This is a genomic window from Streptomyces apocyni, from assembly GCF_009739465.1.
In the GTDB taxonomy this organism is placed as follows: Bacteria; Actinomycetota; Actinomycetes; order Streptomycetales; family Streptomycetaceae; genus Streptomyces; species Streptomyces apocyni.
On the sequence record NZ_WHOM01000036.1, the window covers coordinates 192,455 to 216,844 of the forward strand.

Here is a 24,390-nt window from a genome sequence, read left to right on the forward strand (position 1 = left end):
CCTTGGCGTCGACGACAAGGCGCGGGTCTCACGTTCGCTGTTCTCTGTGCAGGACAATGGGCTCGCCAAGGCATCAAGGGCCGCTTCGGCTGCCGACACGTACAGAACCGGGGCTGATCGAGTCATGGGACGCGTCACCGAGCGACGCCGCGTCATCCGTATCCGGGACGGGGCCGTCTCCGCCCGCCCGGACACGCTGGTCGCGGAGGAACCGCTGGAAATCCGGCTGAACGGCAAGCCGCTCGCCATCACGATGCGCACCCCGGGCGATGACTTCGCGCTCGCGGCGGGGTTCCTGGTGAGCGAGGGGGTGCTCGGCTCGGCCGACGAGCTGCGGTCGATCGTGTACTGCGCGGGGGCCACCCAGGACGGCTCCAACACGTACAACGTGGTGGATGTGACGACGGCGCCCGGCGTCGAGATCCCGGACATCACCCTGGAGCGGAACGTCTACACCACCTCGTCCTGCGGACTGTGCGGCAAGGCGAGCCTGGACGCCGTACGGACGACAGCGCGCTGGGAGATCACCGACAGACCCGCGGTCCTGCTCGAGCCCGAGTTGCTCGCGAGCCTGCCCGACCGGCTGCGCGCCGCGCAGCGGGTGTTCGACCGGACCGGGGGCCTGCACGCGGCGGCGCTGTTCTCGCCTGCCGGGGAACTGCTCGACGTACGCGAGGACGTGGGGCGGCACAACGCGGTCGACAAGCTGGTCGGTCGTGCGCTCCGGGAGGGCGGGCTGCCGCTGTCGCGGGCGGTGCTCCTGGTCTCCGGGCGCGCCTCCTTCGAACTCGCCCAGAAGGCCGTGATGGCGGGCATTCCGGTGCTCGCGGCGGTCTCCGCGCCGTCCTCGCTCGCCGTGGACCTCGCGGCGGAGTCGGGGCTGACCTTGGTCGGTTTTCTGCGCGGGTCCTCGATGAACGTCTACGCGGGCGAGCACCGCATCGCCCTTCGGGCCGAGACCACCCAAGGCTGAGCGGCCGAGACCACCCAAGGCTAAGCAGCTTCGCTGGGCGGCTTCGCTGAGCGGCTTTGCTGAGCGGCCTTGCTGAGGCTTCTCTCGGGCGCCCGCTCAGCGGCGGGGCCCATGAGCCACTCCTGTGACGCGTGACACCGTATGGCGACCCCCATGGACCAGATCATCGGCGCGAGTTAACGTCCGGACCGTGTCCGTCACCCACAGCGCGCGCCCCACGCCCGCCCAGACAAGCAGGAACCAAGGGAGCGGGAAGGGCTCCGGAGTCGTCCTGCTGCTCGCGTTGCTCGTGGCGCTCGTCGTGGCCGCGCTGTTCACCACGCTGCCGGACGAGGACCGCGAGGGGGCGGCCTACTGCGCGCCGCGCAAGGTGGCCTCTTGGTCGGCGGACGAGCTGACGACCGGGGAGTTCACGCGGTACGGCAATGACGCCTCCCGGACCGACGACTGGACCGGCGGCGATGGCACCCACTCAGTGCGGCTGCCGGACGGGCGGGTGTTGTGGTTGTTCTCCGACACCTATCTGGGCCAGGTCAACCCGCCGCCGAACCTCGCGGGCCAGCCGCACTCCTGGCGGGACGTGAACACACCGCTGCTGCGCAACTCCGGCGTGGTGATGTCGGCGGCGGGCCGTCTGGAGCAGACCCTGCCCGCGCCGATGTTCCCCGACCCCGCCGCGGGGCAGTGGCGGTGGCCGGTCGCCGCCAAGGTCGAGGCCCGTTCACCGGGTGCGGACGAGCAGGTCGTACGGGTGGTGCTGTGGACGCGTGAGAACGGGACCGGGCCGTGGATCTACGGGGTGCCGGTGGCCACCGAGGTGGCCACGCTGTCGCTGCCCGACCTGCGGGTCGAGGACATCGTGAAGGTGTCCGACCAGTCCGGGATCGAGGACCCCGCGCGCCGGGTGCTGTATGGCACCACGGCGGTCGACCAGGACGGCTATACGTATGTGTTCGGCGGCAGCGACGAACAGGCCACCGCGCGCCCGGCATCCGCCGCTCACCTGGCGCGGGTGCCGGACGGCAGGCTCGCCGAACCGGGCGCGTGGGAGTACTGGGACGGCTCCGACTGGGACACCCGCGACGTCAGGTCACGTCCGGTGCTCGGCAATGGCGGCGAGAAGGGAGTGGGCAGCGCGTTCACGGTCGTACGGGACGGGTCGACCTGGGTGCTGCTGACCATGGCGGCCGGTACGGAGGGGCTGACCACCGTCACCTCGTACTGGGCCTGCTCGCCGAGCGGGCCGTGGTACGGGCCGACGAAGGCCTTCACCCCGCCGCTGCCGCACGACAGCGCCCCGCGGAAGGACGCGACCGCCTACAACCCGCAGGCTCATCCCGCGCTCGGCGGAGCGGGAGCGGGAGCGGCTGGCGGGACGGTGCGGGACGGGCAGGTGCTGCTCAGCTACGACGTCAACTGGCTGGACGCGACACCCCGCGTCGGACAGTCCCACATCACTCGGAACGTGGACCTGTACCGGCCGCGTTTCGCTCGGCTGAAGCTGGGTCCCGCGGACTGACCGCTGAGTCCTCTGAAGCCTGTGTGGCCTCTGAGTCCTCTGAGGCCTCCGGGTCGCGCGCGCGGCGCCGTGCGATGACCGCGCACACCATCAGCTGCATCTGGTGGAAGAGCATCAGCGGCAGTACGGCGAGCGAGGCCTGCGCCCCGAACAGCACGCTCGCCATGGGCAGTCCGGCCGCCAGGGACTTCTTGGACCCGGCGAACTGGATCGCGATCCGGTCGCCCCGGTCGAAGCCGAGCCGCTTGCCGCCGTACCAGGTCAGCGCGAGCATCACCGCGAGCAGCGCCGCCTCGACGCCGAGCAGCGCGCCGAGCTGCGCCGGGGTGACCTGGCCCCAGATGCCCCGCACCATGCCCTGACTGAACGCGGTGTAGACGACGAGCAGGATCGAGCCACGGTCGACCAGGCCCAGCACCTTCTTGTGCCGTGCGATGAAGCCGCCGATCCAGCGCCGCAGCAGTTGTCCGGCCAGGAACGGCACCAGGAGCTGGAGCACGATCTTCAGCAGCGAGTCGGCGGAGAATCCCGCCTGGCCGCCGATCAGGGCCGCGGCCAGCAGCGGTGTCAGCACGATCCCGATCAGCGAGGAGAACGATCCCGCGCAGATCGCGGCGGGCACGTTCCCGCGCGCGACCGAGGTGAAGGCGATCGACGACTGGACGGTGGAGGGGACCAGGGTGAGGAAGAGCAGACCGCTGTAGAGCGCGGGGGTCAGGACGTACGGCACCAGTCCCTTCGCCGCGAGACCGAGCAGCGGGAACACCGCGAAGGTGCAGGCGACCACGGTCAGGTGAAGCCGCCAGTTGCGCAGTCCGTCAACGGCTTGGCGGGTCGACAGGCGGGCGCCGTAGAGGAAGAACAGCAGGGCGATCGCGGCGGTCGACGCCCCGCTCGCGACCTCGGCCGCGCTGCCGCGCGCGGGGAGCAGAGCGGCGATCCCCACGGTCCCGAGCAGCGTCAGGATGAACGGATCGACGGGTAGCCGGGTCGGCCACTTCCACTTCACGGCGCACGTGCTCCAGGTCATCAGGGCATGTCAGGTCGTCATTCCCTCCATCGTCCCCCGAACGCCGGTCATCGGGAAACCCACACAGGCAACTGATTGTCATCATGAATCGCGATAGCCCCAGTAACCTGGAGGGATGTACGACCCCTCGCAGCTCCGTACGTTCCTGGCGGTGGCGCAGACCCTCAGCTTCACCCAGGCCGCCCATCGGCTCGGCCTACGGCAGTCCACCGCCAGTCAGCATGTGCGCCGTCTGGAGGACACCACCGGGCGGCAGCTCTTCACGCGGGACACCCACAGCGTGCGGCTGACCGAGGACGGTGCGGCGATGCTCGGCTTCGCGCGGACGATTCTGCGGGCACACGAGCAGGCCGAGGCGTTCTTCACGGGCACCCGGCTGCGCGGGCGGCTGCGCTTCGGGGCGTCGGAGGACTTCGTGCTCACCCAGCTGCCGCAGATCCTCAGCTCCTTCCGCCGTGAGCACCCCGAGGTGGACCTGGAGCTGTCGGTCGAGCTGTCCGGGACGCTGCATGAGCGGCTGGCGGAGGGGCGGCTCGATCTGGTGCTGGCCAAGCGTGGCACCCGGGGCGCGTACGGGACGGAGATCGAGAGGGCTCGCGAGACGGTGGTCTGGCATGACGAGCTGGTCTGGATCGGCGCCGAAGGCCTGCGCCTCGCCCCGGACCGCCCGGTGCCGCTGATCGCCTACCCGCCACCGGGCATCACCCGCGCCCGCGCTCTGGAGGTCCTGGAGCGGCACGGCCGCCCGTGGTGGTCCGCCTGCACCAGCGGCAGCCTGAACGGTCTGCTGGCCGCGGCCCACGCGGGTCTCGGCGTGATGGCGCACAGCCGTGGCCTGATCCCGCCGGGCCTGACCCGGGTGCGGTCCGGGCTGCTTCCGGAGCTGGGCGGCGTGGACTTCGTGCTGCTGTACGGCGCCGGGGTGTCCGGGGCGCGGGGCCCGGCCCAGGCGCTGGCGGCGGCGATCCTGGCCAGCGGGGACCGGCTACGCGGAAGCGGAAGCGGCAGAGTCGGCGGAAGCGGTAGAAGCGGTAGAAGCGGTACAGATTCGGTGGAGATTACGGAACCGTAACTTACTCTTGAGTCAGCAATCTGCCCCGGCCCCTCCCCTTGTGGCCGCATTTCGACGGCTGACCTGTACCGTTTCGCCGGATTCCGGGCGCGGACGGCGCCTCTCCCCAGGGCGCACCAGGTGGGGTAGCGTCACCGGCGCTGTGCGGAGCGCCACAAGGGAGTGTCAGTGCACGAGTTCACTTCCCCACCGCTGGCGGCGGCGCCACCGGTGGGCGGACTGGCCGACGCCGTCTTCTCCCATGCCGCGTCGGACCCAGGCCGGATCGCGCTGCGTCGCAAAGTCGCGGGGAGCTGGCGGGATGTGAGCGCCGGACAGTTCCGTGACGAGGTACTGGCGTTGGCCAAGGGGCTGCTCGCGGAGGGGGTGCGGTTCGGGGACCGGGTCGCCCTCATGTCCCGTACGCGCTACGAGTGGACGCTCTTTGACTTCGCGCTGTGGACGGTCGGCGCCCAGGTGGTCCCCGTCTACCCCACCTCGTCGGCCGACCAGGTCTGGTGGATGCTGCATGACGCGCGCGTCACCGCCTGTCTGGTCGAGCACGAGGACCACGCGATGACGGTCGGCTCGGTCGTCGACCGGCTCCCCCACCTCAAGCGGCTCTGGCAACTGGACGCGGACGCGACGGGCGAACTGCGCGCCGCGGGCGAGCACATCGACGACGAGGTGGTGCACCGGCACCGGCGTGCGGTCACGCCCGAGTCGACCGCCACGGTGATCTACACCTCCGGAACCACCGGCCGCCCCAAGGGGTGTGTGCTCACCCACGCCAACTTCATGTTCGAGTGCGACACCATGGTCGGCCGCTGGGAGCCGATCTTCCACTCCCAGCCGGGAGATGAGGCATCCAGCCTCCTGTTCCTGCCGCTCGCCCATGTCTTCGGACGGATGGTGCAGGTCTCGGGCATCCGCAGCCGGGTCGTCTTCGGGCATCAGCCGGAGCTCAGCGCGGCCGCGCTGCTGCCCGATCTGTGCAGCTTCCAGCCGACGTTCATCCTGGCCGTGCCGTACGTCTTCGAGAAGGTCTTCCACGCGGCGCGCCGCAAGGCGGAGTTGGCGGGAAAGCTGGGCCCTTTCGACAAGGCCGTCGAGGTCGCCGTGCGGTACGCGGAGGCTCTGGAGCACCGGGCTTTCGGTACGGGTCCCGGCCCTTCGGCCGCGCTGCGGATGCAGCACCAGCTCTTCGACAAGATGGTGTATTCCAAGGTGCGCGACGCGATGGGCGGCAGAATCCGCAACGCGATGTCCGGCGGCTCGGCGATGGACCGGCGCCTCGGGCTGTTCTTCGCGGGCGCCGGAGTCACCATCTATGAGGGGTACGGACTGACCGAGTCCAGCGCCGCCGCCACCGCCAACCCGCCCGGGCGGACCCGTTTCGGCACCGTGGGCCACCCGATCCCCGGCACCTCGGTGCACATCGCGGAGGACGGCGAGGTCTGGCTGCACGGCGCCCATATCTTCCAGGGCTATCTCAGCGACGCTCAGGCCACCGACACCGCTCTGCGTGACGGGTGGCTGGCCACCGGCGACCTGGGGCGGCTCGACAGCGACGGCTATCTGACCATCACCGGGCGCAAGAAGGAGATCCTGGTGACCTCCGGAGGCAAGAGCGTCTCGCCCGCCCAGCTCGAGGAGCGGGTGCGCGAGCACCCGCTGGTGGCGCAGTGCATCGTCGTCGGCAACGACCGTCCGTACATCGCGGCACTGCTGACCCTGGACCCCGAGGCCGTCGACCACTGGCTGAACATGCGCCGCAAGCCGAAGCTGGCACCCGCCGAGCTGGTGCGCGACCCGGACCTGGAGAGCGAGATCAGGCGAGCCGTGGTCGCCGCCAACACCCTGGTCTCGCAGGCCGAGTCGATCCGCACTTTCCGGATGCTGGCCCAGCCGTTCTCCGAGGAGCACGGACTGCTGACCCCGTCCCTCAAGCTGAAGCGCAAGGCGATCGAGCAGGCGTACGCCGTCGAGGTCGAGGCCCTCTACCCCAACTGACTATCTGACGGTTCATCAATTATCGATGCGTCAGTTATTGACGGGTCGTCAGGTCCACCGCAGACTTTCGGTCACTCCGAGGGAGGGAACCGACTGTGTTGCGACCCATCCGCACCATCGCCACCACGGCCGCCGCCGCTGCCGCACTGCTGCTCGCCACCGCGTGCAATTCCGCCTCGACACCCACATCCGGTTCGGACCAGGGCAGTTCGGTACGCGGAGTGACCGACGACAGCATCAAGGTCGGCGGCATCGTCTCCATGACCACCGCCAGCGGCTACTCCAAGAAGGACACCGACCTCGGCGCCAAGGCCCGCTATCAGCGCGCCAACGACGAGGGTGGGGTCAACGGCCGGAAGATCGACTACGCGGGCGCCGAGGACGACGGGCAGGACCCGGGCAAGAACCTCGCCGCGGCCCGCAAGCTGGTCCAGCGCGAGAAGGTCTTCGCGGTCTCGCCGATGAGCTCGGTGACCTTCTCCGGGGCCGACTTCCTCCAGGAACAGAAGGTGCCGACCTTCGGCTGGGGCACCGTCCCGCAGTTCTGCGGCCCCACCTATATCTACGGCTTCGGCGGCTGCATGGTGCCGACGCCTGGCGGCACCATCACCCAGAGCTGGCCCGAGGGACTCGCCGATGTCCTGGGTGGCGCCAAGGGCAGGTCCGTGGCGATCCTCGCCAACGACAACGACGCCGGTACGTTCGCCATCCGCACCTACCAACAGAGCTTCGCCACCGCCGGGTTCAAGGTCGCCTACGCCAAGGCCGCCGTCCCCGCGACCTCGCTGCCGAGCGACTGGACCGCGTACACCAAGGAGATCCTGCGCAGCGACGGCGGCAAGGCGCCCGACGTGGTGGTCTCGGTGATGCAGACGCCGTACAACATCGGCCTGTTCACCGCGGTCAAGCGCGCTGGGTTCAAGGGGGTCATCACCGACCCGACCGACTACGACCCGGCCCTGCTCACCAAGGAGGCGACGAAGAAGGCACTGGACGGCGTCCATGTGCTGCTGCCCTTCGAGCCGTTCGAGTCCGGCAGTGACCGGATGAAGCAGTTCAAGGCGGACATCAGGAAGGCCGCGGGCAAGGAGGTGCCGCTCAATATGCACATGATGACCGGCTATATGTCCGCCGACCTGTTCCTGGCCATCGCCGAGCGCGCCGGGAAGGAACTGACCGTCGCGTCGTTCCAGAAGGCGGCGGCGGGCTTCTCCGACACGGACACGATGGTCGGTGACCGGGCGCTTCCCAAGGGGCAGCGGGAGGCGTTCGGTTGTGGGGCGCTGGTGCAGCTGAAGAACGGCTCGTACGAGGTGTCCTCGCCCTTCAGGTGCTACGAACCCATCCCGTTCAAGTAGGGGCGGCGGGCATGGCGGATCTGCTGGGCTTTGTGCTGAGCGGGTTGGTCTCGGGTGCGCTGTACGCCCTGCTGGCGACGGGACTGGTGCTCTCGTACTCGGCGTCCGGGCTTTTCAACTTCGCTCACGGCGCCACGGCTTATCTGTGTGCGCTCACCTTTTACGAACTGCGTTCCGGCTTCGGCTGGCCCGCCGTCCCGACGGCACTGCTGGTGGTGTGTGTCCTCGCCCCGGCGCTCGGCTGGGGGCTTGACCGGCTGATGTTCCGCAAGTTGGCGCGGGTCGGCGAGACGGCCCAGATCGTGGCGACGATCGGACTGCTGGTCGCGCTGCCCGCGCTCGGCATGTGGGTGGTGGAGCTGCTGGAGGACGCGGGCGCGCCGGTGCGGCCCGCCGAGAACGCGTTCGGGCTCCCCGGGGTCGGGCCGAGCCCGGCCACGTCCTGGCAGCTGATGGACGGGGTCGGCGTCGACTCCGACCAGCTCATCACCTGGGTGGCCACGGCGGTGGTGGCGGTCGGTCTGTGGGTGCTGATGCGGCACACCCCGCTGGGGCTGCGGCTGCGGGCCTCGGTCGACAACCGGTCCCTGGTGGAACTGCGCGGGATGAGCGCCGACCGGCTGTCGTCGGTGGCATGGATGCTGTCGTCGGCGCTGGCCGGGCTCGCGGGGGTGCTCGCGACGCCGCTGCTGGGTCTTTCGGCGCACGACTACACGCTCTTCCTGTTCGTCTCGGCGACCGCGGCGGTGCTCGGGCGGTTCGCCTCGATCCCGCTCGCCTTCGCGGGCGGGCTGGCGCTCGGGGTGCTGCAGAACCTGGTCGCGGGGTACGCCTCGTTCGCCGAGCGGATCACCGGGTTCCGTACCGCCGTGCCGTTCCTGATCCTCTTCGCCGGGCTGCTGCTGGTGGCCAGGCGGCAGCGTACGGCGGGCACGGCGGCGGCCGACGCCCCGCCGGTCGACTATCTGGCGAGCCGGTCGTGGGCGCGGCGCTGGGGGCCGTGGGCGGTCGGCGCGGTGCTGCTGGCCGTGTCCTTCTACACCGTCACGACGCCCTTCTGGAGCGGCATCCTGGCCGGGGGGCTGGCGATCTCCCTGGTGTTCGTGTCGTTCACCGTGGTGACCGGGCTCGGGGCGATGGTCTCGCTGGCACAGGCGACCTTCGTCACGGGCGCGGCGCTGGTGGCGGGGCTGCTGATGAGCCACGGCTGGCCGTTCCTCGGGGCGGCGCTGGTCGGAACGTGTGTGGCCGCGGTGCTCGGAGCGCTGGTGGCGCTGCCCGCGCTCCGGCTCGGCGGACGGTCCCTCGCGCTCGCCACGCTGGCGCTGGCGTTCCTCGCCGACCATGTCCTGTTCCAGATCGGCTGGTTGCGCAACGGTGACACCGGGTGGGCGATCCCGCGGCCCGCGTTCGGCCCGGTGGACCTGAGCGACGACCGGGCGATGGGGGTGGCGATGGTCGTACTCGTCACGGCCGCCGTGGCGGCGCTCAGCGCACTGCGGAACTCGGCCTCGGGGCGCGCGATGCTCGCGGTGCGCTCCGCACCGGCCGCGGCGATGGCCTGCGGCGTCTCCGTGATCCGTACGAAACTGCTGCTGTTCACCCTGTCGGCGGGGCTCGCCGGGTTCGGCGGCGTGCTGTACGCCTCGTACAACACCCGTATCACCGCGACCGACTTCACCGCGATGACCGGGCTGATCTGGCTGGCGGTGGTGGTCGCGGCGGGGGTGCGCAGGCCGCAGTTCGCGGTGGTGGCGGGGCTGGTGTTCGCGGTGGTCCCACACGTGATCGCGGACTATGTGACGCAGTCCGCGCATCTGCCGGTGATTCTGTTCGGGCTGGCGGGGTTGGCCCTGGCCAACGATCCGGACGGTTACTGCGCGGCCGTACCGACGCGGCTGCATCGGCGCAGGGCCGCCACCCCCTCCCCCGTACGGGCTAACGTGACGCCGCGCCCGGCGCCCACGCACGGCACAGACGGCACGCACGGCACAGACAGCGCGGACGGCACAGCTCGGGAGAGCTCCGCGCCCGCGCTCGAACTGCGCGGCATCCACGCCGGGTACGACGGGGCGTCCGTGCTGCACGGAGTCGACCTCGTCGTACGCCCAGGTGAGCTCCTGGCGCTGCTCGGGCCCAACGGTGCCGGGAAGTCGACGCTGTGCAAGGTGGCGGCGGGCCTGCTCGTGCCACGCGGCGGCCAGGTGTACGTCGACGCGCGGGACGCCACCCGTGAGGGGCCGGTCGGGCGGTCCAGAGCGGGGGTGGTGCTCGCCCCGGAAGGGCGGGGGATCTTCCCGGCGCTCACCATCGAGGAGAACCTCGCGCTGCACCTGCGCGAGCGCGTGGAGCGGGACGCGGTGTACGCGCGCTTCCCCTCACTCGCCGCCCGCCGCAAGATCACCGCCGGGTCGCTGTCCGGCGGCGAGCAGCAGCTGCTCGCCCTCGCACCCCTCCTGCAACGGCCGCCGAGGGTTCTGGTCGCGGACGAGCCCTCGCTCGGCCTCGCCCCCCGGGTGGTCGACGACGTCTTCGATCTGCTCACCCAGTTGCGCGACGCGGGCACCGCGCTGCTCCTGGTCGAGGAGAAGGCAGCCGAGGTGCTGGGCGTCGCCGACACGGTCGCGTATCTCGCGCAGGGCCGCGTCTCGTGGTGCGGCCCGCGCGCCGACGTCAGGGTCGACCAGCTCACCGAGGCGTACCTGGGGATGGCAGATGAGCCGAGCGCCCCCGGTGTACCCGGTGCGCCGGATGCACCCGATACGCCCGATGGCGCACAGGAGGTGTCACGGCCATGACCGGATTCGTGCTTGAGGCCCGGGATGTCGGCGTGCGTTTCGGTGGCGTACGCGCCCTCAGCGGTGTGTCACTCGGGGTGCGCGCTGGCGAGGTGTGCGGGCTGATCGGGCCGAACGGCGCGGGCAAGACGACGCTGTTCGACGTCGTCTCCGGCATCCGCCGCCCGGACGCGGGCCGCGTCCTGCTGGACGGCGCGGACATCACCCGCCGTTCCCCCGTCTGGCGGGCCCGGCACGGGATGCGCCGTACCTTCCAGCGCCAGCAGTTGTTCGGGCAGCTCACGGTGGCCGACAACCTGCTGGTCGCGCAGGAGTGGCGCGGCGGCGGGGGCGGTCTGGCCGCCGACATGCTGGCGGCACCCAGCCGGCGTAGCCGGGCGGCGGCACGCGCGGAGCGCGCCACGGCGGTGCTCCGCGCCTGCGGTCTGGCATCCCTGGCGGACAGCTCCGCGGGCGCGCTGCCGGTCGGCCGGGCCCGTATGGTCGAACTGGCCCGCGCCCTGGCCGATCCGCCCCGGGTGCTGCTCCTGGACGAGCCCGCCTCCGGGATGACCGCGGACGAGCGGGTCCAGCTGTCCGCGGTCATCCGCCGCCTGGCGGACGAACAGGGCTGCGCGGTGTTGCTCGTCGAGCACAACGTGGCCTTCGTGATGGAGCTCTGCGCCCGGGTCGTCGTCCTCGATCTGGGCGCGGTACTCGCCGAGGGTACGGCGGCCGAGGTCCGGGCCGACGCGGCGGTGCGGGACGCGTACCTGGGCACCGCGTCCGTAAACGGCCGGTCAACGGGAATGCCCGCACCGCCCTGATCGTTCAGGATGGAGGTCCCACACGACCACGTAAGGAACGAGACCCGTGAGCAGCAAGGTCCCGAGCAAGACCCTCAACAACGGCGTCGAGATGCCCCAGCTGGGCTTCGGTGTCTGGCAGGTCGAGGATGAGGAGGCCACGCGGGCCGTCGGCACCGCGCTCGAGGCCGGGTACCGCAGCATCGACACGGCCGCCGTCTACGAGAACGAGCAGGGCACGGGCAAGGCCCTGGCCGCGTCCGGCATCCCCCGCGACGAGCTCTTCGTCACCACCAAGCTGTGGAACAGCGCGTCACAGACGTGGCAGCGCGACGACGTGATGCGCGAGTTCGACGCGTCGCTGGCCAAGCTGGGCCTGGACTACGTGGATCTGTACCTGATCCACTGGCCGCGCGCGATGCGCGACGACTTCCTCGCCATCTGGCGGACGTTCGAGGAGATCGCCAGCAGCGGCCGGGCGAAGGCGATCGGTGTCTCCAACTTCCAACCCGCGCACCTGCGCCGCCTGCTGGACGAGACCTCGGTGGTCCCGGCGGTGAACCAGATCGAACTGCACCCGCAGTTCCAGCAGTCGGAGCCCCGCGCGTTCCACGCCGAGCACGGCATCGCGACCGAGGCCTGGTCGCCGCTGGGCCAGGGCAAGGGCCTGCTGGAGGTCCCGACCATCGTCGCCATCGCCCAGAAGCACGACCGCACCCCGGCCCAGGTCGTGCTCCGCTGGCACGTCCAGCTGGGCAACATCGTGATCCCCAAGTCCGTGACCCCGTCCCGGATTCGGGAGAACCTCGACGTCTTCGGCTTCGAGCTGGACGACGAGGACCTCACGGCCATCGCCGTTCTCGACGAGGGCCGCCGCCTGGGCCCGAATCCGGACACCTTCGACTACAACTGACGGAATCAGCAGGTCGTCCGGTACGCGACGGCGGGCAGGTGCGCACGCCACGCGTCGCGTGACAGCCCGCCGTGGGCGCGGTCGCAGACGGCGCTGGCCGCGCGGGTTAGGGACATGGTGACGGTACGGACGGGGAGGTAGCTGGTGGCCACCCGTAGGTCGCTCCCGCTGAACCCGATGGCCAGCACCGGCGCCCCCGCCCCCGGTATCGAGCCACCGGGCAGCCCCGGAGCACCGGTCTCCCACAGCCGTACGGAACCGTCCGCCGACCCGGCCGCCAGATAGCGGCCGTCCGGCGAGAAGGAGAGGACCGGCGGTGCCTGCTCCTCGTACTCGCCGGAGGCGAGGACCGCCAGACGGCGGGCGTCGCGGGTTTCGTCGGTGCCGCGGGTATCCCAGAGCGTGAGTCTGCCCTTGCGGTCCGCCGCGGCGAGATACCGGCCGTCGGGGCTCTGGGCCGCGGCCCAGAGCATGTCCTCGCCACGCACCACCTGGTCCGTGCTGCCCGTCGTCAGATCACGCAGCGCCCCGTCATCGGTGAGCAGCAGACGGCCGTCGGGGCTGAGCGTGCTGGGCATTCCGTCCGCTGACTCACGCAGCAGCCGGGTGGGGGCGCGGCCGTCGAGCTGCCAGACCTCAAGCTGCCAGTCGTCGTTGTCCATCGTCCCCGCGGGCTGTCCGGCAGCGATAACGCGGTCGCCACCGGGTGATACCGCGAGGCGATCGGGGTGGGCCCGCAAGGTCGTCTGCCAGGTCTGACGCTTGGCCTCGAGGTTCCACAGCCGGATGCGGGTGCCGCGTGCGCCGCCGAGACCGGCCGCGTAGGCGAGACCGCGGCCGTCCTCGGAGAACGCCAGATGCCGCGCGCAGTCCTGGCAGGCCCGGCCGGGCAGGGTGGCGACGAGGTTCCCGGTGCGCGCGTCGCGGAGCTGAAATTCCAGGTCTCCGCCGCGCGGTTGGGTGATTGCCAGCGTGCGCCCGTCGGGGCTGAAGCGTGCGCTGTCGAACGGACGAGGGCGTGGCTGGCTCGTGGCCAGGGCGTCGCGTATGTCGAGGGTGCGTACCACGGCGGGGGTGTCACGGTAGCGGATCACGCCGTCTGCCATGTCCAGCCGGATGTCAGCGGTGGTACGGCTGTCGAGTGGGTGCCGGAGCATCGGGGAGTTCGGCGTGTCGGTCCGCCAGAGCGCGATCTCTCCCCCTCGGTCCCCGTGGGACCGGGTGACCGCGTACTCGCCGTCCGCTCCGAAGGCCACGTCGGCGCCCTGGATGCCGGGCAGCTTGATCTTCGGGCGCTCCTGGCCCGCGCGCAGATCCCAGGTGCGGATGCCGTCGGAGACCGGGAAGGCGACGGCGCGACTGTCGGGGGTGAAGGTGAACTCCTGGGCCGCGCAGAGCTGTCGCTCCACCGTGCGGGGCACGTCGCTGGGCAGCCTGCGTCGCTGGGTGACGTCCCACAGGGTGAGCCGCTCTCCCCGATCCGAGCAGACGGCCAGCAGCCGGTCGTCCGGGCTCAGCACCCCAGAGAGCTCTTCGTCTCCCGTACCCGTGGCCTGCACGAGCAGGCGGCGCGCTGCACTGTCCCACACCTGGACGGTGAAGCCGCCGGCCCGCCGCCGCTCGATGAGGACGGTTCTGCCGCTCGGCCCGAACCTGGCTTCGGTGTCCCTCCAGCCTCCACCACCGAAGTCCGGACTCCCCGCTCGGCGCGCGCCGATGTCCTGTACCAGGACTCCACGTTGGGTGATGTGCACCACCCGCTGACCGTCAGGGCTTACATCCGCGAGGGTCTTCGATGGCTCCGGCTGGGCGTACTCTCCCATGCGCTGGTGATTTCGTACGTCCCACCGCACCAGCCGGTCCCGGGCGACGGTCACCAGGATGCGGCCGTCCGCGCTGAGGTGACCGGGCGTGTTCGCCGCGACCGCACGACCGGTCGGGGCGAACGCGTCTATCTGCCGCTGGCTGCTGGCCGATCTGACCGCCTCCCGGGTCTCTGGCAGGTCGGCGATCCGCCAGGCCGCCACACTCAAGCGCATCGCCGTACGGGGATCGGAGTCCCGCAGCGCCGAGGCGACACCCGCGATCCGGCGCGCCTCGGCTTCGTCGCGCTGCCGGGCGTTGTCGCGGCTCTGCTGCCAGGCCAACGCGCCGGTGACCACGGCGAGGCAGAGCAGCACGGCTAGCGCCGCGCTCAGGACGCGCTGTCTGCGGGCGGCGCGGGCCTTCGCGCGTACGCCCTGGTCCTCGGCCTCGACCCCAGCTTCCAGGAACTCCCACTCACGTTCGGTGAGTTCAGTCCGGTTGTCGCCAAACGCTTCGCGTGCGGCGGTCAGCCGCGCCCCCCGGTACAGGGCGCCCGGGTCTCGGTCGAGTGACTCCCAGGCGGACGCCGCCTCGGTCAGCGCGCGGTGTAACCGCAGCCGCTCCCGGTCCTGTTCGACCCAGCCGCGCAGCCGTGGCCAGGCGGTGATCAGCGCCTCGTGCGCGAGCTCGACGATGTCGCCGTCCACGGTGAGCAGCCGGGCCCGCACCAGTCGTTCCCGTACGCCGTCGCCGTCCGGGGGGAGTTCGGCACGGGCTACTGGCCTGCGGGTGTCGTGGGTGCCGTCGCCTGGCGACACCATCCGCAGCAGCAGGGAGCGCGCCACGGCGGCCTCGGCCTCGGTGAGATCCGCGAAGACGCCCTCGGCGGTGTGCGCGATGGCGCCCTGGACACCACCGATCGTGTCGTACGCGGCCTCGGTCAGCGTACGGCCACGGCGTCGGCGCCAGACCTCCAGCAGGGCGTGCGACATCAGCGGCAGGCCCCCGGGCTCGGCCGCCACGTCGGACACGATGCGTGTGGTCAGCGCGCGTTCCACCACCAGCCGTTCGGTGGTAGCGGGACGGACGACGGCCTCCCTGAGCTGCTCCGGCGTCATGGGACCGACCAGGAGGTTCGCGGCGCGCAGGGCGTCGGCAAGCGGGCCATGCTCGGCGCAGCGCCCGTAGAAGTCGGCGCGCACCACGATGATCACGCGCAGGCGGCTGTCGGGGGCGCGTGCGGTGAGCAGCAGGTCGATGAACCGGGCCCGCTCGGCGGAGTCACGGCAGAGCGTGAAGACCTCTTCGAACTGGTCAGCCACCAGGAGCGTTTCCCCCTCGCCCGCCGCTGGAGCGAGGAGGGCGCGGTGGGCGTGGGCGGGCCGGTCTCCCGGGGTGAGGACGCGGATGGCGGCCAGCCGCCGTGCGGCGTCGGTCTCCTCGCGCAGGGCCGGGATCAGTCCGGCCCGCAGCAGGGACGACTTGCCGCTCCCTGAGGCGCCGACGACTGCGACGACGCGATGCTGGGCGACCGCTTCGGCCAGCTCCGCGACGAGTGCGTCACGGCCGAAGAAGACGGCCCGGTCGTCGGGGCCGAAGCGGGCTAGACCGCGGTACGGAGAAGGGGACTCATCCGGCGCGGACAGGGCGGGCTCGGCGGTGGCCTCCCGCCAACGGCCCTCCCAGTCCGCGCGGTCGCCGTCACACGCGCTCACGTAGGCGAGCAGCACCGGCAGCGAGGGCAGCCGCTCACCGGCGGCCGCCGCGGACAGAGTGGGCGCCGAGTACCCGGCGCGCTGGGCCATCGCGCGGTAGGTCGGGTTGCCCGCCTTCTGGCGCAGCGTGCGTAGGTCGTACGCGAACTGCTGGACCGTGCCCGCGGTGGGATCGAGCGGCTTCTCCCGTCGCCCCATACCGCCCCCGTTTCCCTCGCCTGCCTGTCCGACCCCGGCCGACCCTCCCAGCACTGTCCAACAGCCTGGATCACGCTAGCAATTGATAATCGCCCGCCGATGGGCTGCTTAACAATCCGATGGCGGCTGAGCTGGTCACTTCCCGTTTCCTCACGCCCAGCGGAGCCTGCTATTACCACCGTTCAGACCTCCCGTCCGGCCGCCCGCGGCCGCGTCCTTCAGGTCCAGCGCCGCGCCCGCCCACCCGTGCGGCGGCGCTGGATTGTCCTGCCGCCCGCGCTGCTGTCACTCGTGCTCGGCCTGTGGGGGCTGCGTCGCGGCGGCAGCCTGTGGCTGGACGAGGCCGCGACCGACGCGCTCGCCCGGCGCGAACTGCCCGAGCTCTGGGGCACTCTGCAGCACATCGACGCGGTGCACGGCCTGTACTACCTGCTGATGCACGCGCTGTACGGCGTCTTCGGCGACGGCGTGCCGGTGCTCCGGCTGCCGTCCGTGCTGGCGACGGCCATGGCGACGGCCGGGGTGGCGATGCTGGGACGGACGCTGGTGTCGCCACGGGCCGGGCTGCTCGCCGCGCTGGCCTTTCCGCTCTTGCCAGCGGTGCAGCGGTATGCGCAGGAGGGGCGTTCGTACGCGTTGGTGTGCGCCCTGGTGGTGTGGGCGACGTACGCCTTGGTGCGGGCGATGGCCCAAGGGCGGCGACGTGGCGGGGTGTGGGTCTGGTACGCGGCGTTGATGCTGGGTGCCTGTCTGCTGCACGAGTTCGCCGTGCTGGCACTGGTGGCGCACGGTCTCGCAGTGCCCGGGGCAACCCTGCGGGCGTGGGCGAGCGCCGCCGGATGCGTGGTGGCGGGGCTCGTGCCGCTGGTCGTGGTGAGTCTGCGACAGTCGGCTCAGGTGGCATGGATCGGCGGTGTCAGCGGGAGCTCGTATGGGGGGTTCGCCTGGGTGGCCGGGCTCGGGCTGGTGTGCGCGGTCCTCGCACCCGCCGCGTTGCGCAGGCTGGCGCTGGCGCTGCTGATCGTGCCCACGGGGCTGCTGATGGTGGTGTCGCTGGTCAAGCCGCTCTATGTCGACCGCTACGTGCTGTACGGACTGAGCGGCCTCGCGCTGCTGCTCGGCGCTGCGCTCGACTGGGCTCTGGAGCGCGGACGGCTGCGGGTGGTGGCGGCGCTCGCGGCGGCGGGCGCCGTGGCCGCGCTGGTGCCGACCGCGGTCCAGCTTCGGACCCCGCAGAGCCGCAGCGACGATGTCACGGCGGTCGCCCAGGCCATCCGGGAGAATGCCGCCCCGGGCGACGCCGTGCTCTATCTGCCGACACGACGCCGAGTGTGGCCGCCTCCGGAGCCGGGTCTTCGGGACGTAGCCCTGGATCGGGACCCGGTCTCCTCGCGCACCTTGTACGGCACCGAGGCCTCCCCGGCCCGGATCGAGAGCCGGATACGGGCCAGCGGGCGGATTGTTGTGGTCAGCCAGTTGGGGAGCGCACCACTCGACGCGGCGGAGCGGGAACGCGAGGCGGCTAAGCGGCGCGTCCTGCGGGACGCGTTCGGACCTTGCCTGACACGGCGGGTCGCGAGTACCCAGGTCACGGTGTACGCGCGCCCCGGCCGCTGCTGACCGGCTGAGCGGCCGGGGATGTGACAGAGGCTCTACGCCTTGACCGCGGTGTGGACCGTTTGGGCGCTGAGCAGGAAGACGTCCGGGCGGCGGCGCAGGCTGGCTGGGTCTGCTGGGTCGAGGAGGCGGTTCAGGGTGGTCAGGTCTTCGGGGTCGAGGCGGTCGGCGAGGGAGTCGCGGTAGCGGGTGAGGGTTTCCGTGATGTGGGTGAGGGCGTCGGAGCTCAGGGGGGCCGGGAGGTCCAGGAGGTAGCTGCGGGTCGCGGTGTGGCGTAGGCCCGCGGAGGTGAGGAGGGCGGGCCAGTCCTCGGGGTCGGCCTTGGCGTCGGGGAGCGCCTCGCGCATTTCGGTGAACGTGTCCTCGTGGGCCGCGTCGAGGCGGGACTGCAGGCCGGGACGGCCGATGCCGATGTCGCGGGGCAGGTAGCGCGCGTTGAGCCCGCCCTCGACGAGGACCAGGGTGCCGCCGGGGTTGAGGGTGCGCGCGCAGTCGGCGAGCGCGGCTCGCTGGTCGCCGAAGTGGTGGAGGGAGTGGCTGAGCCAGAGGAGGTCCGCGGTGCCCAGGTCGGCCAGGCCGTCGGGGAGTTCGGCGAGCTGGGTCCGTACGCGTGCGTCGAGTCCGGCGTTCGCGGCGCGTGCCATCGTCCGCTTCAGGAGGCCCTCGGCGGAGTCGACGGCGATGACCTCGGCCTCGGGGAAGGTCTCGGCGAGGCGGCAGGTCAGCACGCCGGGGCCGCTGCCCGCGTCGACGATGCGGCGCGGAGCGCTGGCGGACGGCAGTTGCGGCTGCAGCTGCTCGCGTAGGGCGTCGAGTACCTGGGTGTAGAGCGGTCCGTAGACCTCCGCGCGGCGTTCGATCGCCTCGCTCATGGCGTCCCAGTCGGGGTGTGTGTGGTCGTACGGCTTGGTGTGGTCGTGCGGCTGGGTGTGGTCGTGCGGCTGGGTGTGAGCGTGGCGCTGGGCGTGGTGCTGGCCGCTCATGGGTGTCCGCCTCTCGTCGCCCGGTCCTCGCGGGTCGGCCGTGGGGCCGGGGCGCGCCGGGGTGTCGCCAGTGTGCGTCGCGGGCTTCCGGAGTGACCACGATCGTTGCGGTTTCGGCAAAATGTGATGGCGGGCGTTCTCAGCTGGTGGCGCGTAGCGCTTCGAGCCGTACGGCGAGGGACTCGGCAGCCGCGCCCCCGCACGCTGAGGCGGGAGGCGTAGTAGCCCGCGCGCACCGCCTGGGCCGTAGGGTCGTGGGGAGCGCCCTTGCCCGTGACCGGTGAAGCGGGTCTCGCCCACCGGAGCGATGTCGCAGCCCACGTCGTGGCCCGCGTCCTTGCTCCGCCTCAGGGACGAGCTGGAGCACCCAGACGAAGGCCACGGCGTCGAAGGTGCCGTCCGGGAAGGGCAGTCGGCGGCTGTCCCCCAGGACGGCGCCGGTGCCGATGCCCACGTCGAGCAGGGAGCGCGCGGTGGGCGGGATCAGGTCCAGTGCCGCGGCTTCGGCGGAGTAGTCGAGCGTGCGGCGGTCAGCTCGCGCCGTGGCCGGGGGCGAGTTGCTCCACGCGGTGCGCCAGGTTGAAGTCCAGGTGGGTGACGGCGCCGCCGATGCTGTGGGTGTTCACGGTGAGCGCGATGGTGTTGTAGCCCAGGGTGAGGTCCGCGTGGTGGCCGAGCTCCTCCTGGACCTGGGCGATGTGTACGACCATCGCGGTCGCCGCGAAGTGCGAGGCCAGGCGGTATGTGCGGGCGATCCGGTCGCCTTCGAGTGACCAGCCGGGGAGCTCCGCGAGCCGGTCCTCGATATCTTTCTGCGACAGCGGTTCGACGGGCATGGGCGGCGCTCCTTCGCTTGTCGGGCAGTTCCGCTCAGCGTGCCACAGACAGCTGGAGACCGGCGCGGCCTGTACTACCGTCCCGGTATGACAACCGTCGTATCCGGCAAGGCAAAAGGTAAGGCCAGCAGGGGGACGGCCGGGACCCCCGCGCCCAAGTGCGGTGTGGGTCCGCTGCTGCGCGGCTGGCGGGAGCAGCGTCGGATCAGCCAGCTGGAGCTGGCCCTGCGCGCGGACTCCTCCGCCCGGCACGTCAGCTTCGTGGAGACCGGCAGGTCGCGGCCGAGCGAGGAGTTCCTGCTGCGGCTCGCCGAGCACCTGGATGTCCCGGTACGGGAGCGGAACGCGCTGCTCCTGGCGGCCGGATACGCGCCCCGCTTCTCCGAGACACCGCTTGACGACCCGTCGATGGGGGTGCTGCGCGAGGGACTGGAGCGGCTGTTGCGCGGGTACGAGCCGTATCCGGCGCTGGTCGTCGACGCGACGTACAACGTGGTGGCCGCCAATCGGGGGATCGCGATGCTTCTGGACGGGATGCCGGAGCGGCTGCTGGCGCCGCCACTGAACGCGATGCGGCTCACGCTGCACCCCGAGGGCCTGGCGCCGAAGATCCGCAATCTGGCCGAATGGCGCGGGCATCTGCTGCACCAGATGGAGCGGCAGATCGCGCTCCAGCGGTCCGACGCGCTGCGGGCGCTGTACGAGGAGGTGGCGGCGTATCCGGCGCCGGGGGCGGCGTCCGGCTCCAGGTCGCTCGGCGACGATACCGACGACCTGGATGCCGACGACCTGGATGCCGACGCCCCGGCGACGCGCGTCCCGTACTTCGCTCTGCCGTTGGTGATCGAGCACGAGGGGCGGGTGCTGTCCTTCGTGTCCTCGATTTCCACGTTCAACACGCCCATGGACGTGACCGTCGCCGAGTTGGCCATCGAGACGTTGCTCCCGGCCGACCCGGCGACGGTCACGTACCTGCGCTCGCTCATGCCCTGAGGCTGGCGCGCAGCGACACGTACTGCAGCGCGGCGAAGCCCGCCACGACGGCGGCCTGCAGCGGAATCCACACGGCACCCGCCACTGTCGGCGAGAGCCAGGCGACGAGGGCGACCAGGCTGAGCAGGGACCAGGCGGCGTTGGCCTCGATCACCGCGCGGACCGCGAGGGCTGGGGGCTGGGTGCGGGCGGCGAGGTAGCCGACCCCGGCCGCGTACAGGACGAGGAAGGCACCGGCGACGAGCAGCAGTGTGGAGTCGATGCCGAGCAGCCGCCCGAGCGGGCCCGACGCGGCGGCGTAGGCGAGGCCGTTGGCGGCGGTGACGACGGCGTCCAGGGCGAGAAAGCGGCGCAGCATGATGCGCGGCTCGGTGGTGCGGGCGAGCGCGGTCAACAGATAAGTCGACATACGGATTCAGCCTCCGTCGAGATCGGGGGGTATCGGTAGCGGGGTTCGGTCGGGTGTATCGCTCCGTTAGGGAAGACCATGCCGTGCGTCGCCGGGCCGGTCGATTACGTGCGAGGTAATGCCCCCGGCACCCCCGGCACGGCGCCGCCGCTGAACCACCGCTGATCCGCCGCTTGCCGCGCCTCGGCAACGTTCCAGGCGTCCAGCGGGGCCGGAACCTCACGTCCGTCACGTCCGCGGTAGCGCTCCCGGCATACAAGAGCGCGCCAAAACTGCCGGGAACCGGCAGTGCCAGCGGACGCGTCCTTCTGTCACGATGGCGGCGGCGAACAGCGCGACTCCCTGGCACTCGACAGGAGACGGGCGCGGGCACCGGCCGGGGAATCGAGCATGCCGGGGCTTCCACTAGGGTGGCTGAAAATCGCTCGGCGTGGACATGAAGTCGGCCTGAGCACGGCACGGCACACGGGATGGGGGGCGGGACGATGGGTGAGTTCCTGCATGCCGCGATCAGTTTTCCCACGGTCCTGTTCACCGGTGCGCTGGTCGTGGTGCTCTGCTTCTGGCTGCTCGCCGCGTTCGGCGCGGCGGACACGGACGCCTTTGACGGTGACAGCGGCACGGGGATCGGCGCGGCGGGGCTCGGGGGTGTGCCGGTCACGGTGGCGGTCTCGCTGCTGACGGTGTTCGCCTGGTTCACCAGCCTCGTCGGCACGGTGCTCCTGGACCGCTGGGGCGTCACCGGCGCCGCCGCCACCGCGGCCGCGTTCGGCGTACTCGTCTTCGCCGTACTGGCCTCCTGGCGGCTGACGCGCCTGTTCCTGAAACCGCTGAGCTCGCTCTTCCCCGACGAACCCCCGCCGTCCCGGCTCGACTTCGTGGGATGTACCTGCACCATCCGCACCAGCCGGGTGGACGACGGATTCGGTCAGGCTGAGGTCGCCGCCGACGACGGCTCCACGGCCGTCGTACAGGTCCGGCAGACCGCCGAGGACCTGGCCGCCCATCCCCCAGACGCGCTGACCTTCGGCAGCACCGCCCTGCTGTACGCCTACGACGACGCGGGCGAATTCTTCTGGGCCGCGCCCCACCCGACCTTCGGCGAACTGCTCGACCCACGCGACACCACTGCCTGACGCGACACCACTCCCAGACCCGGACTGCCTGACCCGGACTGCCTGACGCGGCCCTCGCGCCGCCACCGCCTGAGCGGAACTCCGGCACTGACTCAAGGATTCTTCATGGAAGCCATCTCTACGGGCATCGGCGTGCTCATCGCCGCTGTCCTGATCATCGCGATAGTCCTGTTGCTCTGCCTCACCCGGCTGTTCCGCAAGGTGGAGCAGGGCAAGGCGCTGATCGTCTCCAAGATGCGCAAGGTCGACGTGACCTTCACCGGGCAGGTCGTCCTGCCGGTGCTGCACAAGGCCGAGGTCATGGACATCTCGGTCAAGACCATCGACATCACCCGCACCGGCCGGGACGGGCTGATCTGCCGGGACAACATCCGCGCCGACATCCGGATCTCGTTCTTCGTCCGGGTCAACAAGACCACCCAGGACGTCATCAAGGTCGCGCAGGCGATCGGCACCCAGCGCGCCAGCGACCAGAACACCCTCCAGGAACTGTTCAACGCCAAGTTCTCCGAGGCGCTCAAGACCGTCGGCAAGCAGCTGGACTTCACCGACCTCTACACCAAGCGCGACGAGTTCCGCGACCGCATCATCCAGGTCATTGGCACCGACCTCAACGGCTACAGCCTGGAGGACGCGGCGATCGACTACCTGGAGCAGACGCCGCTCGCGCAGCTGGACAGCCACAACATCCTGGACGCCCAGGGCATCCGGAAGATCACCGAGCTGACCGCCGTGGAGCGGGTGCGCACCAACGAGTACCAGCGCACTGAGGAGAAGGAGACCACGCGGCAGAACGTCGACGCGCGCGAGGCGATCCTGGAGCTGGAGCGCCGCCAGGCCGACGCCGAGGCCAAGCAGCAGCGCGAGATCCAGACCGCGCGGGCACGCGAGGAGGCCGAGACGGCGCGCGTGGTGGAGGAGGAGCGGCTGCGCGCGCAGTCCGCGTTCCTGAAGACCGAGGAACAGCTCGGCATCCAGCGTGAGAACCAGGGCCGTGAGGTCGCGGTCGCCGAGAAGAACCGCGAGCGGGTCATCGCCATCGAGACCGAGCGCATCGAGAAAGACCGGATGCTCGAGGTCATCGCCCGGGAGCGGGAGACCTCGCTGACCCGCATCGCCGCCGACAAGGAGGTCGAGGCGGAGAAGCGCGAGATCGCCGAGGTCGTCCGCGAGCGGATCGCGGTGGACCGTACGGTCGCCGAGCAGGAGGAGTCCATCAAGAAGCTGCGCGCCGTGGAGGAGGCGGAGCGCAACCGCCAGGCGATCATCATCGCCGCCGAGGCCGAGGCGCAGGAGCAGCTGGTCAAGGACATCAAGGCCGCGGAGGCCTCCGAGCAGGCCGCGACGCACCGCGCGGCCGAGGAGCTCACCCTCGCCGAGGCCCGGCTGAAGTCGTCCGACCTGGACGCCCGCGCCAAGCTGCGGCTCGCCGAGGGCATCCAGGCCGAGGCCGCCGCCGAGGGCCTGGCGCTCGTCCAGGTCCGCGAGAAGGAGGCCGACGCCATCGAGAAGGCCGGTCGCGCCGAGGCCGAGGCCACCGAGGCACGGCTGCGCGCCGAGGCCGAGGGCACGCGTGCCAAGGCCCTGGCCGTCGCCGAGGGCGCCGAGGCACAGGCCAAGGCGGATGCCGCGGCGATCGGCGAGAAGCTGAAGGCCGAGGCCGCGGGCCTGACCGAGAAGGCGGCCGCGATGGCGGCGCTGGACGAGGCGTCCCGTACGCACGAGGAGTACCGACTGCGCCTGGAGGCGGAGAAGGACATCCGGCTGGCCGGTATCGAGGTGCAGCAGCGGGTCGCCGAGGCGCAGGCCTCGGTCATCGCCGCCGGTCTGGAGAGCGCCGACATCAACATCGTCGGCGGCGAGTCGGTCTTCTTCGACCGGCTGGTCTCCTCGATCTCGCTCGGCAAGAGCGTGGACAGCTTCATGGACAACTCCAAGACCGCGCAGTCCCTGGCCGGTCCGTGGCTGGACGGCTCGGCGAACTTCACCGACGACCTGAGCCGGATGCTCGGTTCGGTGTCCAGCTCCGACGTGCAGAACCTGACCGTCTCGGCGCTGCTGATGAAGCTCATGCAGTCGGGTGGCGCGCAGACGGGCCAGCTCAAGGAGCTCCTTGAGAAGGCGGGCGAGCTGGGTCTCGCCGACACCCCGGTGGCCGCGCTGAACGGCGTCGAGAAGGCCTGACGCTCCGCTGGACCGGGCCAGGGCCGCCGCACGGGCGGCGGCCCTGGCCCGCCCACCCGGCGCCCGCCATCCC

General features: G+C 71.2%; 18 protein-coding genes. 12 read left to right on the plus strand and 6 right to left on the minus strand.

Features of this window, described 5'->3' with window-relative positions; genetic code table 11:
* Positions 1-124 precede the first annotated feature (124 nt).
* Both fdhD and GCN81_RS04575 read left to right on the plus strand, forming a co-directional pair.
* Entirely contained in the window at positions 125-973 is an 849-nt protein-coding gene (gene fdhD / locus GCN81_RS04570) for a formate dehydrogenase accessory sulfurtransferase FdhD (RefSeq protein ID WP_156722135.1), read from the plus strand.
* 271 nt (positions 974-1,244) lie between these two features.
* Positions 1,245-2,492, plus strand: coding sequence for a DUF4185 domain-containing protein (locus tag GCN81_RS04575; RefSeq protein ID WP_156722364.1), 1,248 nt, complete (start codon positions 1,245-1,247; stop codon positions 2,490-2,492).
* Here GCN81_RS04575 and GCN81_RS04580 read toward each other — a convergent pair.
* Positions 2,428-3,522: a bile acid:sodium symporter family protein gene (locus GCN81_RS04580; protein ID WP_156722136.1), complete on the minus strand. Its 1,095-nt coding sequence runs from the start codon at positions 3,520-3,522 to the stop codon at positions 2,428-2,430. The two genes, GCN81_RS04575 and GCN81_RS04580, sit on opposite strands and share 65 nt — an antisense overlap.
* Before the next feature lie 115 nt (positions 3,523-3,637).
* On the opposite strand from GCN81_RS04580, the gene GCN81_RS04585 reads away from it, so the two are divergent.
* The 6 genes from GCN81_RS04585 (at position 3,638) to GCN81_RS04610 (ending at position 12,440) form a co-directional block, all read left to right on the plus strand.
* A complete protein-coding gene (locus GCN81_RS04585; protein WP_156722137.1) occupies positions 3,638-4,594 on the plus strand; it encodes a LysR family transcriptional regulator in 957 nt (318 codons plus the stop codon).
* A gap of 168 nt (positions 4,595-4,762) precedes the next feature.
* The gene (locus GCN81_RS04590) at positions 4,763-6,586 is read left to right on the plus strand and encodes an AMP-dependent synthetase/ligase (RefSeq protein WP_156722138.1); all 1,824 of its coding nucleotides are present in this window, start codon (positions 4,763-4,765) and stop codon (positions 6,584-6,586) included.
* Positions 6,587-6,681: 95 nt separating this feature from the next.
* The gene (locus GCN81_RS04595; protein ID WP_197287472.1) at positions 6,682-7,944 is read left to right on the plus strand and encodes an ABC transporter substrate-binding protein; all 1,263 of its coding nucleotides are present in this window, start codon (positions 6,682-6,684) and stop codon (positions 7,942-7,944) included.
* Between the two features lie 11 nt (positions 7,945-7,955).
* Positions 7,956-10,742 carry an ABC transporter permease subunit gene (locus GCN81_RS04600; protein WP_156722139.1) on the plus strand — a complete coding sequence of 929 codons (2,787 nt, stop codon included), beginning with the start codon at positions 7,956-7,958 and terminating at the stop codon, positions 10,740-10,742.
* Complete coding sequence (locus GCN81_RS04605; protein ID WP_156722140.1) at positions 10,739-11,548, plus strand: ABC transporter ATP-binding protein; 810 nt, start codon at positions 10,739-10,741, stop codon at positions 11,546-11,548. Before GCN81_RS04600 ends, GCN81_RS04605 begins: the two co-directional genes overlap by 4 nt.
* Before the next feature lie 91 nt (positions 11,549-11,639).
* A complete protein-coding gene (locus GCN81_RS04610; protein ID WP_156722366.1) occupies positions 11,640-12,440 on the plus strand; it encodes an aldo/keto reductase in 801 nt (266 codons plus the stop codon).
* A gap of 5 nt (positions 12,441-12,445) precedes the next feature.
* On the opposite strand, the gene GCN81_RS04615 is transcribed toward GCN81_RS04610, so the two are convergent.
* Positions 12,446-16,159: an nSTAND1 domain-containing NTPase gene (locus GCN81_RS04615; protein ID WP_156722141.1), complete on the minus strand. Its 3,714-nt coding sequence runs from the start codon at positions 16,157-16,159 to the stop codon at positions 12,446-12,448.
* A 246-nt stretch (positions 16,160-16,405) separates the two neighbouring features.
* Between GCN81_RS04615 and GCN81_RS04620 the strand changes: the two genes are divergently transcribed.
* Complete coding sequence (locus tag GCN81_RS04620) at positions 16,406-17,779, plus strand: glycosyltransferase family 39 protein (protein WP_231626369.1); 1,374 nt, start codon at positions 16,406-16,408, stop codon at positions 17,777-17,779.
* A gap of 32 nt (positions 17,780-17,811) precedes the next feature.
* Here GCN81_RS04620 and GCN81_RS04625 read toward each other — a convergent pair whose 3' ends face one another.
* The 3 genes from GCN81_RS04625 to GCN81_RS04630 all read right to left on the minus strand — a co-directional run bounded on the left by GCN81_RS04625 (position 17,812) and on the right by GCN81_RS04630 (position 19,595).
* A complete protein-coding gene (locus GCN81_RS04625; protein WP_156722143.1) occupies positions 17,812-18,759 on the minus strand; it encodes a class I SAM-dependent methyltransferase in 948 nt (315 codons plus the stop codon).
* Positions 18,760-18,898: 139 nt separating this feature from the next.
* A complete protein-coding gene (locus GCN81_RS32835) occupies positions 18,899-19,213 on the minus strand; it encodes a class I SAM-dependent methyltransferase (protein WP_325065091.1) in 315 nt (104 codons plus the stop codon).
* 76 nt (positions 19,214-19,289) lie between these two features.
* Complete coding sequence (locus GCN81_RS04630) at positions 19,290-19,595, minus strand: 4a-hydroxytetrahydrobiopterin dehydratase (RefSeq protein ID WP_156722144.1); 306 nt, start codon at positions 19,593-19,595, stop codon at positions 19,290-19,292.
* Between the two features lie 87 nt (positions 19,596-19,682).
* Between GCN81_RS04630 and GCN81_RS04635 the strand changes: the two genes are divergently transcribed.
* Positions 19,683-20,588 carry a helix-turn-helix domain-containing protein gene (locus GCN81_RS04635; protein WP_156722145.1) on the plus strand — a complete coding sequence of 302 codons (906 nt, stop codon included), beginning with the start codon at positions 19,683-19,685 and terminating at the stop codon, positions 20,586-20,588.
* On the opposite strand, the gene GCN81_RS04640 is transcribed toward GCN81_RS04635, so the two are convergent.
* Positions 20,578-20,997 (minus strand): hypothetical protein, encoded by a 420-nt coding sequence (locus GCN81_RS04640; RefSeq protein ID WP_156722146.1) that lies wholly within the window; start codon positions 20,995-20,997, stop codon positions 20,578-20,580. The genes GCN81_RS04635 and GCN81_RS04640 overlap by 11 nt on opposite strands.
* A gap of 485 nt (positions 20,998-21,482) precedes the next feature.
* On the opposite strand from GCN81_RS04640, the gene GCN81_RS04645 reads away from it, so the two are divergent.
* Positions 21,483-22,133, plus strand: a complete 651-nt coding sequence (locus GCN81_RS04645) for a hypothetical protein (RefSeq protein WP_156722147.1) — start codon at positions 21,483-21,485, stop codon at positions 22,131-22,133.
* 105 nt (positions 22,134-22,238) lie between these two features.
* Entirely contained in the window at positions 22,239-24,317 is a 2,079-nt protein-coding gene (locus GCN81_RS04650; RefSeq protein ID WP_156722148.1) for an SPFH domain-containing protein, read from the plus strand.
* The last annotated feature ends 73 nt before the right edge of the window (positions 24,318-24,390 follow it).